Consider the following 13,826-nt stretch of genomic DNA (forward strand, 5'->3'; position numbering starts at 1 on the left):
GTGCTCTGACGGCCCACTCATCGGTCACTGGCCTTCAGAGTAAGGTCGCCGCGCGACAAGCGTCAATCAGCCTTCAGTGCTATCCGGGCGATAATCGAACGGGACCGTCAGGCCGTACTTGACAGGAGCGTCTGGAACGCGGCTTGTAGCTGATCCGTCGCGAACGGATATTCACATTTGGATACGAGTGAGTATGCTGCAACCATGAGCACGAGCCCGCTTCGCCATCCCTGCCCGCCCGGCGCCTGTGATTGTCGGCGTGAACAATTGCGCGCACCCGGCACCGACCAGCGCATCCTGCTGCTGACCCGCGAGCAGGAAAAGCGCCTGCTCGAACGTCTGGAAAATGTCGAAAGCCTGGAGCAACTGGAACATCTGCAAAAGCGGATCTTCGAACAACTGGGGGTCCGGGTGCACATCGCCCCCGGTTTTAATGAAGTGCGCAGCATGCGCGGTATCGGCATTCACCTGGACGACCTGCCCGGCTTATGCCGCAAGACTCGCCAGGCGATCCCGGCGGCGATCCGCCGGGGCCTGGAAAAGCGCCCGCACATCGCCTGGGACCTGCTTAACGCCAACGACCTGCTACGCGATACCTGAATGGCTGGCGCAGCAGGTTCAGCCCCGCGACAACATACGCTTGAGAATCAACCCGACCCCTACAGCGACCAGCGCAGCCTTGCCCGGATTGGCGCGGGCGAACGCCTTGGCCTGTTCCAGCTTCGACGGGCCGGCGCTGACCGGCTTGGGCCGTTTGGGCGCAAGCAGAGCGTCGGCGCGGTCGAGCAGTTGACCTAGCAGATGGCGCGACTGCGGTCCGCGATTAGCGCCAATGGCGTGACCGCGTTTGATCAAGGCATCGGCCTGATCAAGAAAGCTGTCGAGTTCCGAACGGGTCTTGTCGTGCAGGTCGCGAGCGAGCTTGTCGGAAATATCACGGGCCATGAACTGTACCTTTTTAGGTGGGGGATACAGCGTTGACTGCGTGGCGAGCGGCTTCGTTCCCGGCATCATGAGCGCTATCTGCCACTTGCATGACTGCCGTGCCCTCACTAGCATTGGGAACCTTTCTCAAATGCTAGCCATTCACGCCATGAGTGATGTCCCACCAGCGACTTCCGCGGCCCACCTGAGCATGATCGAAGCCTTGTACAGCAGCCATCACAGCTGGCTGTACAGCATGCTGCGCAACAAGCTGGGCAATGCCATGGATGCGGCAGATCTGGCTCAGGATACCTTCACCCGGATCCTGGCCTCACGCGTGACCCGCATCGAACAGCCGCGTGCTTACCTGCACTGTGTGGCCAAGGGCATTCTGGTCAACTGGTATCAGCGCAAGGCGCTGGAGCGCGCCTACCTTGAGGCGCTTGCGCAGCTGCCTGAGCCTGAGGTGCCATCGCCCGAGGTGCGGCTGATGGTGCTGGAGACGCTGCATGACATCGACGCCATGCTCGATGCGCTGCCGCCGCTGGTGAAGCGCACCTTCCTGCTCTCGCAGATCGCCGGCCTCAAGTATCAGGACATCGCCACCGAATTGAACATCTCGCTGATCAGCGTCAAACGCTACATGAAGCAGGCCTTCGTCCAGTGCCTGTTGCTGGTCGAATGACGTCTGCAACCGGTGAGCATCAGGCCCTGGAAGAAGCCGCTGAATGGCTGATGCGCTTGAACGAGGGCGGGCTGAATGAGCATGAGCGGGTCGAGTGGCTGGCCTGGCAGGCCAGTAGCCCGGCGCGTGCGCACGCCTGGCAGCGCGCACAACTGTTGCAAAGCAAGCTTGGCGGTTTGCCGCCGACACTGGCCATGGCGGCGCTGGATCGCCCGGCCAGCCGCGAGCGTCGGGCGCTGGTCGGCAAGCTGGCCGTGCTGCTGGCGGTGCTGCCGACCGGTTGGGCGGGCTGGAAGGTTTTCGACACCGGGCATTGGTCGGCGGACTACCGCAGCGCTGTGGGTGAGCGCCGCGAGCTGACCCTGGCTGATGGCTCACAGCTCACTCTCAATACCGACACGGCCATTGATGTGCGCTTTGATGACCAGCAGCGCCTGATCCGCATGCTGGCCGGTGAACTGCTGGTGCAGACCGCCAGCGACCGGCGACCGTTGCGGGTCAGCACGGCGCAAGGCCGGATGCAGGCGCTCGGGACGCGGTTCATCGTCCGGGTACTCAAGGCCAGTACCCGCTTGCAGGTGCTCGAAGGCGCGGTGCAGGTCCAGCTCAATGATGCGCAGGCAGGCGCTGCGAGGCGGGTCAATGCCGGGCAGAGTGTGCAATTCACCAGCCGCGAATATGCCGTGCCTCTGGCACTCGACCCGGCAGCCGGCGCCTGGACCCGCGGCATGTTGCTGGCCGATAACCAGCGCCTTGACGACTTTATCGCTGAGCTGGGCCGCTATCGCCCCGGCGTGCTGCGCTGTGACCCGGCGATTGCCGGGCTGCGGGTGGCCGGCGCCTTCCCGCTGCAAGACACCCGACGCGCCTTGCAGATGCTGGCGCAAACCTACTCACTGACGGTCAGCGAGCATCTGGGCGGCTACTGGACAACGTTGTCAGCGACGTAGGCCGGATTATTTCCCGGCAGGCCTGATACTTTTTTCGTTCCTGGCTGGCAAGGACATACACCCTGCCATCTTCGCCAACAAGGTTCCTGCATGTCTGCCACTCCTTTCCCGCCTCGTGCACTCATCCTGGCTGTTCGCAATACCCTTATCGGATGCTCATTGAGCGCGGTCATCGGCGCATTGCCGGTCGTTGCCGCCAGCCTCGACGGCCCCAGCCATGCATACCGGATTACTCCGGGGCCGCTGGGCGCGACCCTGTCCAGCTTTGCCGTTGAGGCCGGCGTTGCCTTGTCGTTTCAGCCGGCGCTTACCGAAGGCTTGAACAGTCCGGGGCTAACCGGTGACTTCACCGCCCGGCAAGCCCTGACCCGGCTGCTGGCCGGTAGCGGGCTGGTGCTGGTCGAGCGCGGCGATGGCAGTTACAGCCTGGCCCCACAACCGGCCAGCAGCGGCCTGACCCTGGACAGCACCACAATCAGCGCCAGCTCAAATCGCCCTGGCAGCCTGCCCGAAGCCTATGCCGGCGGTCAGGTTGCCAGGGGCGGACGTGTGGGCCTGCTGGGTAACCGCGACATCATGGATACCCCGTTCAGCGTCAGCCAGTACACCGCAAAGATGATCAGCGACCAGCAGGCGGTGACAGTTGCCGATGCCCTTGAACGCGACTCATCGGTGCGCTCTACCGGGCAGACCGGCGGGATCGTCGACTCGTTCTTCATTCGCGGTTTTCCGGTAGGCGAAGGCAACCTCGGCGAGCTGGCCTTCGATGGCGTGTATGGCGTGGCCCCCAACTATCGGGTGTTTACCGAGTACGCCGAACGCATTGAAGTGCTCAAAGGCCCTGCCGCCCTGCTCTACGGCATGTCACCCAACAGCGGCGTCGGCGGGGTGATCAATATCGTGCCCAAGCGCGCTCTGGATGAAGACCTGAACCGCTTTACGGCCAGCTATGCCAGTGACTCGCAACTCGGCGGGCGCATGGACCTCAGCCGCCGCTTTGGCGAGTCGCGCCAGTTCGGCGTGCGGTTCAATGGCAGTACCCAGCAAGGTGATACGCGCATCGACAAACAACAACGCGAGGTGAATATTGGTGCGCTGTCGGTCGATTATCAGGGCGAACGGCTGCGCACCTCACTGGACCTGATCAGCCAGGCCGAACACTTCGACGCGGCATCGCGGCCGTTCCTGATTGCCGCAGGCCAGCCGATACCCTCAGCCAGCAACGGCCGCAAAAACGTCTCGCAAGCCTGGGGCTGGTCAGAAACCCGTGACAAAACCGCCCTGCTCAGTGGCGAGTACGATCTGAGCGACTCGCTGACCCTGTTCGCTCATGCCGGTGGCGGTCGTTCGCAAGTCAATCGCCTGTCGGATCAGACGCCCACCCTGCTCAACCGCACAGGCGATACCAGCTCAGTGCCCGGTTATTACCGCTTCGAAGTTGAGCGTTATACCGTCGATGCCGGTGCGCGCTGGAGTTTCGACACTGGAGCGGTGAGCCATAGCGCCACATTACAGGCCACGCGCTACCGGGACGAGCTGTCGCGCGGCATCATTTCCGGCGCTGCATTACGCTCAAACCTGTATCACCCGCAAGACAGTGCCAAGCCTTCGATCGCCCGCCCCGACCCGGCAAAAGTCTCGCAAACCGAGCTGTCGGGTCTGGCCTTGGCCGATACCCTGTCAATGGTCGACGAGCGGCTGCAGGTCACCGCCGGTCTGCGCCAGCAGAGCATCAAATCGGATAACTTCAATGCCGCTGGCGCGGTGACCTCGCGTTATGACGAAAGCAAAACCACGCCGTTGTTTGGCGTGGTCATCAAACCCTGGGAACACGTCTCGCTGTACTACAACTACATCGAAGGCCTGAGCAAAGGCGATGTGGCACCGGCGACGGCAAGCAACGCCGGCGAAATCTTCGCACCCTATATCAGCCGTCAGCACGAAGTCGGCATCAAGGCCGATTACGGGACATTCTCATCGACCCTCAGCCTGTTTCAGATCAAAAAACCCAGCGGCGAGTTGAGCAATGGTGTGTACGCGGTGCAAGGCGAGCAACGCAATCGGGGGGTGGAGCTCAATGTGTTCGGCGAAGTCACGCGCGGTACGCGCCTGCTTGGCGGCCTGACCTTGCTGGACGCCGAACTGACCGAGACCGCCACAGCGGCCAATCGCGGCAACACTCCGGTAGGCGTGCCGAAGGTCCAGGCCAACCTGTGGGCCGAATGGGACACCCCCGCCATCGAGGGCCTGACCCTGACCAGCGGTGCGATCTATACCGGCAAACAATACGTCGACCAGGCCAACAACCAGGCGCTCGACCCGTGGACCCGTATCGATCTGGGCGCGCGCTATACGACCCGAATCGCTCAACGCCCGACCACGTTCAGGGCCAGCGTACAAAACGTGTTCGATAAACAGTATTGGTCGGGCGTCGCCTCCTACGGGGCGTTCTCCCTGGGCTCACCCCGCACGCTGCAGCTGTCGGCCACGGTCGACTTTTAAAGCAAGCCCGATCCAGCCCGGCGCCAGCGCCGGGCGGGTTGTTCTGGGCAGATTCACAGCAGATGCGGTGACTTGACCGGCCTCTTCGTCGCAATGCCGCCCAGACCAAGGTCGCTCCCACCGGGGGCATACAGTACTTAAGTGAATGTATTGGTATTAAGGTTTGATGCCAAAACACCATCAAAAATGATAATATTTCTCACTGGCGGAGCAGACTGGGACTTGCGGGCAAGCGAATGCTGGACAAGTATGAAATTCGTTACGTAAAACACGGCCTCAAGAAAGTCGTGGTCCTTGACATCCTCCCCGCCCTAAAGAGCGTGGATTCCTACAGCTAGACGGCGATGCCCCGCCGCGAGAATGTTCCGGGCCGCGTTTACATCGCGGTCGTGGGCTGTACCGCAGCACACGCAGGTCCATTCTCTTATTCGCAAACCGGCTCTACCTTTCGGACTGCTGGTGGAAATGCTTCCACAGCACGAGCACGTCTGGGTGGTATAGCGCTCGGCTACAACCTCAAAAACAACGCCTGCCCGTTGGCATTTCTGCTCCAGCATTGTCTTGAGTTGGCCCCATCCTGCATCAAGCGTGGATTTGGCCATTTGAGTCTTTACGAGTTTTGCGCTGGCTACATCGCCAACGAAAATGGCGGCGCAGCGCTCAACCAAAGCGGTTGAGAACTTGTGTTGCGCATCCTTGCGCCGGTTCCTGATCCTGGCATGGAGGGCGCGAACACGCGCCTTCTTGCCTGCACGCTGAGCGATGCCCAGCTTCTGCTCCAGGGTGCGATATTGGCGCCCGACCAGCACTTGGCCCTCAGACGTTGTCGCCGCCGCTTTAAGGCCCAGGTCGATGCCAACTGCGGCAGTGCCGATGCACGGCTTGCTCTCAATCTGCACGCAGATATTGAGATACCAGCGCCCCCTGGAATCTTCACTGAAGCTTCCGGCCCGCAGGGCATACTGGCTTAAACCGTAGCTGTCCCACAGGCCAAACCTGAACCCGGCGAACTGAACCTGACCGTTCTTGTATTGCAAGGCACGCGCCTTGAATGGAATCCAGCCCAGGCTGTATTTGGGGCTGCTCCTGTTGGACACCCGCCAATTGAGCCTGGAACGCTTGAACTGCTTGCGTGCCTTGGCGTAGTCCTCGCAAACCTGCTGCACGGTGGGCGAGCCGATCTGCACACCGTCGCATTTGCTTAAGCCATTGGTCATCTTTTGCAGGTCAAAACCGGAGAGCCATTGGTGGCGTTCCCGGATGGCGCGATGACTCGTTTCATTGCAGTAGTTCCACACCATATTGACCTCGCGCGCCATCGCAAGCAGCGTTTTCGCGTGCTTGTCTTTGATTCGGAGCTTGAGGGTCCTGGTGTGGTTCATGGCATGAATTATGGTTTGGTCTTTCAAGCTATGGGTGGCGTTGTCGAATCGGGTGGCTTCACTCAGAGGGTATCATCCAGACTGCTGCGTAAGCAGTACGGGGATTTCCACCCCTGGCTCAAGCGAAGGGGTGTCCTCTGGTCGCCATCCTACCTCGCCTCTAGCTGCGGCAGTGCGCCGATTGAAATCCTGCGCCAATACATCGAAAAACAGCAGACTCCCAACCAGGACGCCTGCGGCGTCCGCGCTCTCGACCTCGGGCTAAACCCCGAGGCTTCTCGCGCATATGGTGAACGCGCCAGGCAGAGCCAGAACACCCTGCCGCTCAGGCGCGTCGATTGACGAGCGCCCTGGCTACACCAGCAGCGGCTCCAGCTCACCGCTGAGAAATTGCTGCACATAATCCGAGGCCGGTGCTGAACGCAGCGTGGCCGGATACGACCATTGTTCGAGCCGGCCGTCGCGCATGACGCCAATCCGGTCGGCCATGGCAAACGCCTCATCCTGGTTGTGGGTCACGATGATTGCCGTGTGGTCGGTCGCCTTGATGATCTCGCGCACCTCACTGGCCAACCGTTCACGGGTATTCACATCCAGGTTGGAGAACGGCTCGTCGAGCAGCAGGATTTCCGGCGCGGGTGCCAATGCCCGGGCCAGCGCAACCCGTTGCTGCTGCCCCCCGGACAGCTCATGCGGATAGCGGCTGGCGACATCCGGCAGGCGCACCGCTTCAAGCATCTGCTGCACCCGCAGCAGGCGCGCCTGCTTGCTGACGCCGCGCACGCCGAAGCCGACATTCTCTGCAACCGTCAGGTGCGGGAACAAGGCGTAGTCCTGAAACATCATGCCGATACGCCGATCTTCCGGCGCCACGTGCACCTTGGCCGACGAGAGCAACCGACCGTCCAGGCTCAGGGCGCCTGCAAGCACCGGTTCGAAACCGGCAATCGAGCGCAGCACTGTCGACTTTCCGCAACCGGACGATCCAAGCAGGCAACCGACCTGGCCCCTGTCCAGCGTCAGAGAGAAGTCATGGATGACATTCACCCGGCCACGCGGCGTGTCATAAGCGACCCGGACCCCGGCAAGATCCAGATAGGGACGACTGGAAAGATCTTGCGCCACGCCAGAGGATTGATATACAGGCATCAGTCAGTGTCCATAAGAGAGTTTGGTGCGGGCCAACAGCATCACAGGCAACAAGCCCGCCAGGACGATCAGGATGGCGGCGATCGCGCCTTCCTCATAAGTGCCGCGTGAGGCCTCGGCGTACAGCCGGGTGGCCAGCGTGTCGAAATCAAGCGGCCGCAGGAGCAGCGTGGCCGAGAGCTCTTTCATCGTATCGACGAACACCAGCAGTGCGCTGGCCGCCAGGGCCGGGCGCAACAGCGGCAGATGGACCCGCCGCAAGGTGGCGCCGGGGCGCTCGCCCAAGGTTCGTGCGGCATGCTCGATGGACGCAGGCACCCGGGTCAGGCCGGCTTCGACAGCACCGATCGGGATGGCCAGAAAACGAATGCAATACGCGATGATCAGCAACCCGGTCGAGCCCATCAAAAACAGCTTCTGGGTTCCCAGCAGGCCGCCGACCAGATTCTCGATCAGCATCGCCGGGGTCATCAGGCCAATGGCCAATACTGTACCGGGCAGCGCGTAGCCCAGGCTGCCGACCCTGGCGAACCCTCTGGCCGGCTGGCGCCAGGCACTTTCGCGCAGGGTTCTGCCGGCCCAGGCGATCATCAGCCCGACGGCCACGGTGATCAGCGTCGCCAGCGACGCGACCAGCAGTGTGTTGTAAAGGCTGTCGAGCAATGCACGCGACACCCCGGCCGAATGGTTAAGGCGTTTCCAGGCTTGCACACACAGGTAGGCTGCCGGGATCACAAAACCGATCAGCACCGGAACCAGGCCCAGCGACAAGGCCATCAGCGCGGCGGGCCCATGCAAGGTGCGCGGGCGCATCGGTTGCATTTTCTGGGTGTTGGCGAAGCGCTGACGAGCACGACCTTTGCGCTCGATCAGGATCAGCCCAATGATCACCACCAGCATGGTCAGGGCAATCTGCGCCGCCGCAGCCAGGTCAGAACGCGCGGTCCAGGCGGTATACACCGATACGGTAAGGGTTTTAACCCCCAGAAAACTCGACGCCCCGATGTCGTTGAGGGTTTCGAGCAAGGCCAGGCTCAAGCCCACCGCCCAGGCGGGCCGCGCCAGCGGCAAAACAATGCGCAGGAACACTTCCTGACGCTTGGCCCCCAATGTTCTCGCCGCCTCGATCAGGTTGGCCGCCTGGGTCAGGAACATCGCGCGCATGGTCAGATAGACATACGGGTAAAGCACAAAGCCCAGAATCAGAATCGCGCCGGTCATGTTGCGCACGTCGGGCAAACGCCATTCGCGCGGGCTGCTGTAGCCCAGCAACGCTCTGATCGTTGATTGCACCGGGCCAATCGGGTGCAGCAGATCCAGGTAAGCGTACGCCATGATGTAGGTCGGCACTGCCAGCGGCAGCAAGAGCGCCCAGCCAAGCAGGGCCTTGCCTGGAAAATCATACGCGCTCAGTAACCAGGCACTGCCGACACCGAGCACGGTCACCACCACGCCGACCCCGGCCAGCAAAATCAGCGTGTCGCGCAGGGCCACAGGCACCACGTTATTGAGCAGATGCTGCCAATGGGCAACATCGCCGGCAAACGCGTGCCACAACAGCGCGGCGACCGGAGCAATGACTATCAAGGCTGCCAGTAATGAGCCTGTCGGTGCCCACAAGCCACGTACGGCGCGGGAAAAACGCAAAGAGTAGAAATTCATCGGTCACGAGGGTATCTGAAGGGCACCTCTAAAAACTACCTGCTGGCTGGGCGCCTGCGGCGTTACGCGCGCCATCGCCGCGTTGAAAACAGGCTCACAATGCTCATTGACAGCCAGTCAACTCCGCTTGCTCGCCTTTTTTCGCCTTGCGCTGGCTGCCTCGCTTACGTTTTTAGAGATACCCTGAAGGCGACACTCACTGTTTTGAGCACCGCGTATAACAAACGCCCCTCGCCAGCCAGAAAACGGCCAGCGAGGGGCGCTGCAAACGATTACGTCAGTTGTCGAAACCGACTTTATCGACCAGTTCACTGGCCTGCTTGCGATACTTGGCCACTTCAGCCACGTTCAGCGTATCGGCTTTCAATGGCCCCAATGCAGCGATGACCGGATCGACCGCTACGCCCTCGCGAACCGGGTACTCGTAGTTGGCCTTGGCATACAGCGCCTGAGCGTCTGCCGACACCAGGTACTCAAGGAAACTGACCGCGTTATCGCGGTTAGGGGCACTTTTGGCGACCGAAGCGCCGCTGATGTTAACGTGGGTACCGCCATTGGGATTGCTGGCAAAGGTCGGACGCACGACCTTGATGGCATCGCCCCAGGCGCGGTCTTCGCTGCCCGGCTTGGCGTTTTTCATGTGGCCCACGTAGTAGGCGTTGGCAATCCCCAGGTCGCAGATGCCGCCGAGGATGTCGCGCGCGACGTTGCGGTCGCCGCCGGCAGCAGGACGCGCCAGGTTCTTCTTCACCCCTTCGAGCCAGGCTTGAGTGGCGGGCACGCCGTCATGGGCAATCTTGGCCGCAATCAGCGCGGTGTTGTACGGATGCTGACCGGCGCGGATGCAGACCTTGCCTTGCCACTTAGGATCGGCCAGCTCTTCATAGGTGAACGAGGTGATCGGCAGATCCTTGTCGGCGTACAGCACCCGATCGCGCATCGACAGCGTGAACCACTGACCATCAGCGCCGCGCAGGTTGGCCGGGATCACCTGTTCCAGGGTTTTGGACTTGACCGGCTGGGTCACGCCACCTTCGACCAGGTCCATCAGGTTGCCAATGTCGACCGTCATCAGCACGTCAGCCGGCGAACGCTCGCCTTCGGCCTTGACCCGCTCCAGCAAGCCCTCAGAAACAAAAATGGTCTTCACCTGCACGCCGCTCTGCTGGGTGTAGGCATCGAGCAATGGCTGGATCAGCTTGGGCTCACGGGTGGTGTAAAGGTTAAGCTCTTTGGCAAACGCGCTACCCGTCGCGCCCATCGCAGCCGTGACAGCAAATACGGAGGCTGCGAGTTTTAGCACTGGGAACTTCTTGGACGACATTTTTATTTCCTTTTGTATGAAGTCTGAAACGCGTGGCATCCGCTGGCAGCGTCCGGTATGAGGCGCGTGCTGACAGGCTCCTGGCCCCCTCAAAAGGTTCGCCCGGATCGTTTTAAGAGCAAATTATAAGCATTAGCGGTTCAACCCACGGCTGGCGAATGTGTGTCAATTCATGAGTGGCTAGGCGCAACAAGCGCTTTGGCGATGAGGCTGGAAATAAGGACAAAAAAAATGCCCCGAACCTTACGGTCCGGGGCATTTTTTTGAACCAGGCTGCCAGGCAGCCGGTCCGGTAGAGGTCAGGCTATTACTTGGCCTGGGCTTCTACTTGAGCTTCTACGCGACGGTTGACTGCACGGCCAGACTCGGTGGCGTTGTCAGCAACAGGGCGCGATTCACCGTAACCAACGGACTGAACGCGGTTAGCGCCAACACCGTACTGGTTGACCAGGACCTGTTTAACAGCGCCAGCGCGACGCTCGGACAGTTTCTGGTTGTAAGCGTCAGTACCAACGGAGTCGGTGTGACCTTCAACAGTTGTGGTGGTTTGTGGGTACTGCTGCATGAAGTCAGCCAGGTTCTTGATGTCGCCGTAGCTGTCAGGCTTGACAACCGACTTGTCGAAGTCGAACTTCACGTCCAGCTCAACGCGAACGACTTCGGCAACAGCCGGGCAGCCATCAGCGTCAACAGTAACGTTGGCAGGAGTGTCTGGGCACTTGTCGACGTTGTCGCAAACGCCGTCGTTGTCGCTGTCGGAGCAGACTTCAGCAACTGGTGCTGGAGCAGGTGCTGCGGCTGGCTTGCTGCCGCCACCGAAGTTCACACCGATACCGACGCTTGGTGCCCACTCGGTGTCACCCTGGTCGATGTTGTACTGAGCTTCAACGCCGGCACGGGCGTAGAAGTTGTCAGTGAAGTACAGCTTGGCACCAGCGCCCAGGTTGGCGAAGGTGGAGCCGTTACGACCACCACGGCCGGTCTGGCCGATGCTCTGGTCGGAGAAACCTGCCGAAACGTAAGGACGCAGCATGTCGCCAGGGTTGTTGAAGTGGTACAGAGCGTCCAGGGCGGTGTTGGAGCCCTTGATGTTCTTGCCATCTTCGCCACGAACGTTGTGAACTTCGTCGTAGCCCAGACGCAGTTCAACGTCGTCGGTCAGGAAGTAACCGATCGAGCCGCCGAACAGGTTGCCGTCATTTTTGAAGTCACGCTGGCTGTCGTAATATTCTTTTTTGGCAAAGCCTTCGATTTCGACTGCGCCTTGACCCTGTGCCAGCGCGCCGAACGAAGTTGCGGCAACGATAGTACCAATGGCCAAGCCCAAGGTGTTTTTCAGTTTCATCCGTTAAATCCCCATCTGGTGATGTGTGAAGCGACCCCATAAAATCGGGGACAATTCGTAGGCAAGTCTATCAGAACATGCCGGTTTGTTAGAGGTATTTGCGCCGGGTTAAGTTTCGGCAATACCTGCAAATTTTTCACGAAGCTTATCCAAAGCCCGCTTGTAGCGCATTTTCGTTGCGCTCAAGCCCATGTGCATGATGTCTGCGATCTCCTGGAATTCCAGCTCTGCGACAAAGCGCAGCACCAGAATTTCCCGATCGATCGGGTTGACGTGCACAAGCCAGCGATCGAGCCCGCCCTTTTCTTCGGTCTTCGGCGTCTTGTCTTCCGACGCTTCCTCGACCGGGTCCAGGCTCAAGGCGTCCATCAAGCGACGCTTACGCCGTTCCTTGCGGTACTGAGTGATGCATTCGTTATAGGTGATGCTGTAGAGCCAGGTTTTGAATTTCGATTTACCTTCGAAATTTTTCAAGCCATACAACACCTTAAGCATCACCTCCTGACAGACATCGTCCGCGTCGCGATCGTTCCCTAAATATCGTGCGCATACGTTAAAAAGTGTCCGCTGGTAGCGACGCATCAGTTCTTCGTAGGCTCGCGTCACGTGAAACAGTTCATCATGGGCGCGCGCGACCAGCTCCTCGTCGGAGAGATCCCGTGGTTCATAGCGCAGCGATAGCGGAGAGGGTGTATTCAAAACGAGTCGTGCCGACAGTCAGGTCATAGGCCGCCATCGCCTGCGCAGGTGCAGACGATTTTTGGGCGGCACATATTAGCAAATCAGCCGCTTAACGGCTGCTTACTCGTTGTTCAAGAAGAATACGGTTGGAGAACGACACCAGCTCGCCATCATCGGTCAGCAGGGTAGTTTTCGCGGTGCCGATTTCCTCGATTTGCCCCTCGATATCGCCGACCTGAATGAACTGGCCAACCTGATAGAGCTCACGCACATAGATACCCGCCAGGATCTGCCCGGCGATTTCCCGGCTGCCCAGGCCCATCGCCAATGCTACCGCCAGACCCACCGTGATCAACACAATGACAATCACGTGGTTGAGCAGGTCGGTTTTCACTTCCAACTGACTGATGGCAACCGAGATACTGATGATGATCACCAGACCCTGGGCAACGCGTCCCAGCCCTGCAGCATAGTCGACACCTACGCCTTCTGCTGCGCCACGTACCAGACCATTGGCCAATTGTGCCAATAAAACCCCTACCAGCAGCACCAATGCTGCGCCAAATACCTTCGGCAGGTACAGCGCAAGCATGTCCAGTGTCGCGGAAACCCGCTGCAGGCCCAGCGATTCTGCAGCCGAAACCAGAAAAATCAACAGGACGAACCAGTAGACGATTTTGCCGATCAGGGTCGAAATCGGCACTTTTACGCCGGCCCGGCTGATCAGCTTGGTCAGCCCGGTGCCGCCCATCAGGCGATCCAGACCCAACTTGGCCAGCAGCCGTGACAGTAGCGCGTCCAGCAGTTTGGCAACCACAAAGCCCAACAGCACGACAACCAGCGCGCCGAACAGGTTAGGTATGAAGTTAGCAATTTTGGTCCACAACGCAGTCATTGCGGTCACGAGACTCTGGGTCCAGAGATCCAATTCCATGTTCAATCAGCCTTATCGACAGGGCGAGCATTAGGTTTGGCACGACGCGAAACCGGGGAAACGTGGGCACTGCCGCTGTTCACGGCAATCATCATGGCTTGCGTCCAGCGGCCCAGCAGACCGAACAGCACGCCCGCACCGACCTGGCGGTTGGCGGTTTTCAGGACACGGCCCAGACAGGCATCGTCGTCGCGCACGGAGGACGACGCCTTGAGCATGTCACGCAGTGATTCTTCGAACGGATCGTGCATCGGACACCTCATCGCAATGTCACACAGAGACGAGACC

The 13,826-nt window shown here is 60.3% G+C and carries 13 protein-coding genes and 1 pseudogene; 5 read left to right on the forward strand and 9 right to left on the reverse strand.

Annotated features, from left to right (window positions below; all coding sequences use genetic code 11):
• Nucleotides 1–204: 204 nt before the first annotated feature.
• The gene (locus tag PSCI_RS24160) at nucleotides 205–600 is read left to right on the forward strand and encodes a hypothetical protein (protein WP_045491893.1); all 396 of its coding nucleotides are present in this window, start codon (nucleotides 205–207) and stop codon (nucleotides 598–600) included.
• 18 nt (nucleotides 601–618) lie between these two features.
• Here PSCI_RS24160 and PSCI_RS24165 read toward each other — a convergent pair whose 3' ends face one another.
• Nucleotides 619–945, reverse strand: coding sequence for a hypothetical protein (locus PSCI_RS24165; RefSeq protein ID WP_045491896.1), 327 nt, complete (start codon nucleotides 943–945; stop codon nucleotides 619–621).
• Between the two features lie 148 nt (nucleotides 946–1,093).
• Between PSCI_RS24165 and PSCI_RS24170 the strand changes: the two genes are divergently transcribed.
• From PSCI_RS24170 to PSCI_RS24180, 3 genes are all read left to right on the forward strand, one after another.
• Nucleotides 1,094–1,609, forward strand: coding sequence for a sigma-70 family RNA polymerase sigma factor (locus PSCI_RS24170; RefSeq protein ID WP_045491899.1), 516 nt, complete (start codon nucleotides 1,094–1,096; stop codon nucleotides 1,607–1,609).
• The gene (locus PSCI_RS24175) at nucleotides 1,606–2,559 is read left to right on the forward strand and encodes a FecR domain-containing protein (protein ID WP_045491902.1); all 954 of its coding nucleotides are present in this window, start codon (nucleotides 1,606–1,608) and stop codon (nucleotides 2,557–2,559) included. The genes PSCI_RS24170 and PSCI_RS24175 overlap by 4 nt, the downstream gene beginning before the upstream one ends.
• Nucleotides 2,560–2,649: 90 nt before the next feature.
• Entirely contained in the window at nucleotides 2,650–5,061 is a 2,412-nt protein-coding gene (locus PSCI_RS24180) for a TonB-dependent receptor (RefSeq protein ID WP_045491905.1), read from the forward strand.
• Between the two features lie 311 nt (nucleotides 5,062–5,372).
• Here PSCI_RS24180 and PSCI_RS24185 read toward each other — a convergent pair whose 3' ends face one another.
• Complete coding sequence (locus PSCI_RS24185) at nucleotides 5,373–6,443, reverse strand: RNA-guided endonuclease InsQ/TnpB family protein (RefSeq protein ID WP_084710107.1); 1,071 nt, start codon at nucleotides 6,441–6,443, stop codon at nucleotides 5,373–5,375.
• Nucleotides 6,444–6,477: 34 nt separating this feature from the next.
• Here PSCI_RS24185 and PSCI_RS29600 point away from each other — a divergent pair.
• A pseudogene (locus tag PSCI_RS29600) lies at nucleotides 6,478–6,668 on the forward strand (IS200/IS605 family transposase); the annotation flags it as partial.
• A gap of 129 nt (nucleotides 6,669–6,797) precedes the next feature.
• Here the strand turns inward: PSCI_RS29600 and PSCI_RS24195 are convergent.
• The 7 genes from PSCI_RS24195 to PSCI_RS24225 all read right to left on the reverse strand — a co-directional run bounded on the left by PSCI_RS24195 (nucleotide 6,798) and on the right by PSCI_RS24225 (nucleotide 13,789).
• Nucleotides 6,798–7,592, reverse strand: a complete 795-nt coding sequence (locus tag PSCI_RS24195; RefSeq protein WP_045491908.1) for an ABC transporter ATP-binding protein — start codon at nucleotides 7,590–7,592, stop codon at nucleotides 6,798–6,800.
• Between the two features lie 3 nt (nucleotides 7,593–7,595).
• Nucleotides 7,596–9,254: an ABC transporter permease gene (locus tag PSCI_RS24200; protein WP_045491911.1), complete on the reverse strand. Its 1,659-nt coding sequence runs from the start codon at nucleotides 9,252–9,254 to the stop codon at nucleotides 7,596–7,598.
• 277 nt (nucleotides 9,255–9,531) lie between these two features.
• Nucleotides 9,532–10,578, reverse strand: coding sequence for a Fe(3+) ABC transporter substrate-binding protein (locus PSCI_RS24205; protein ID WP_045491914.1), 1,047 nt, complete (start codon nucleotides 10,576–10,578; stop codon nucleotides 9,532–9,534).
• Between the two features lie 307 nt (nucleotides 10,579–10,885).
• Nucleotides 10,886–11,923, reverse strand: a complete 1,038-nt coding sequence (locus tag PSCI_RS24210) for an OmpA family protein (RefSeq protein WP_045491917.1) — start codon at nucleotides 11,921–11,923, stop codon at nucleotides 10,886–10,888.
• A gap of 108 nt (nucleotides 11,924–12,031) precedes the next feature.
• On the reverse strand, nucleotides 12,032–12,598 hold the full coding sequence (sigX, locus tag PSCI_RS24215) for an RNA polymerase sigma factor SigX (protein ID WP_045494859.1): 567 nt from the start codon (nucleotides 12,596–12,598) through the stop codon (nucleotides 12,032–12,034).
• 115 nt (nucleotides 12,599–12,713) lie between these two features.
• Complete coding sequence (locus PSCI_RS24220; protein ID WP_045491921.1) at nucleotides 12,714–13,538, reverse strand: mechanosensitive ion channel family protein; 825 nt, start codon at nucleotides 13,536–13,538, stop codon at nucleotides 12,714–12,716.
• Nucleotides 13,539–13,540: 2 nt separating this feature from the next.
• Nucleotides 13,541–13,789, reverse strand: a complete 249-nt coding sequence (locus PSCI_RS24225) for a hypothetical protein (RefSeq protein ID WP_045491924.1) — start codon at nucleotides 13,787–13,789, stop codon at nucleotides 13,541–13,543.
• Nucleotides 13,790–13,826 lie beyond the last annotated feature (37 nt).

The sequence above is a fragment of the Pseudomonas sp. StFLB209 genome (assembly GCF_000829415.1).
GTDB lineage: Bacteria > Pseudomonadota > Gammaproteobacteria > Pseudomonadales > Pseudomonadaceae > Aquipseudomonas.

Coding starts and splice junctions, on each gene's coding strand:
- PSCI_RS24160 (WP_045491893.1), top strand. CDS start 205: ATGAGCACGAGCCCGCTTCGCCATCCCTGCCCGCCCGGCGCCTGTGAT.
- PSCI_RS24165 (WP_045491896.1), bottom strand. CDS start 945: ATGGCCCGTGATATTTCCGACAAGCTCGCTCGCGACCTGCACGACAAG.
- PSCI_RS24170 (WP_045491899.1), top strand. CDS start 1,094: ATGAGTGATGTCCCACCAGCGACTTCCGCGGCCCACCTGAGCATGATC.
- PSCI_RS24175 (WP_045491902.1), top strand. CDS start 1,606: ATGACGTCTGCAACCGGTGAGCATCAGGCCCTGGAAGAAGCCGCTGAA.
- PSCI_RS24180 (WP_045491905.1), top strand. CDS start 2,650: ATGTCTGCCACTCCTTTCCCGCCTCGTGCACTCATCCTGGCTGTTCGC.
- PSCI_RS24185 (WP_084710107.1), bottom strand. CDS start 6,443: ATGAACCACACCAGGACCCTCAAGCTCCGAATCAAAGACAAGCACGCG.
- PSCI_RS24195 (WP_045491908.1), bottom strand. CDS start 7,592: ATGCCTGTATATCAATCCTCTGGCGTGGCGCAAGATCTTTCCAGTCGT.
- PSCI_RS24200 (WP_045491911.1), bottom strand. CDS start 9,254: ATGAATTTCTACTCTTTGCGTTTTTCCCGCGCCGTACGTGGCTTGTGG.
- PSCI_RS24205 (WP_045491914.1), bottom strand. CDS start 10,578: ATGTCGTCCAAGAAGTTCCCAGTGCTAAAACTCGCAGCCTCCGTATTT.
- PSCI_RS24210 (WP_045491917.1), bottom strand. CDS start 11,923: ATGAAACTGAAAAACACCTTGGGCTTGGCCATTGGTACTATCGTTGCC.
- PSCI_RS24220 (WP_045491921.1), bottom strand. CDS start 13,538: ATGGAATTGGATCTCTGGACCCAGAGTCTCGTGACCGCAATGACTGCG.
- PSCI_RS24225 (WP_045491924.1), bottom strand. CDS start 13,789: ATGCACGATCCGTTCGAAGAATCACTGCGTGACATGCTCAAGGCGTCG.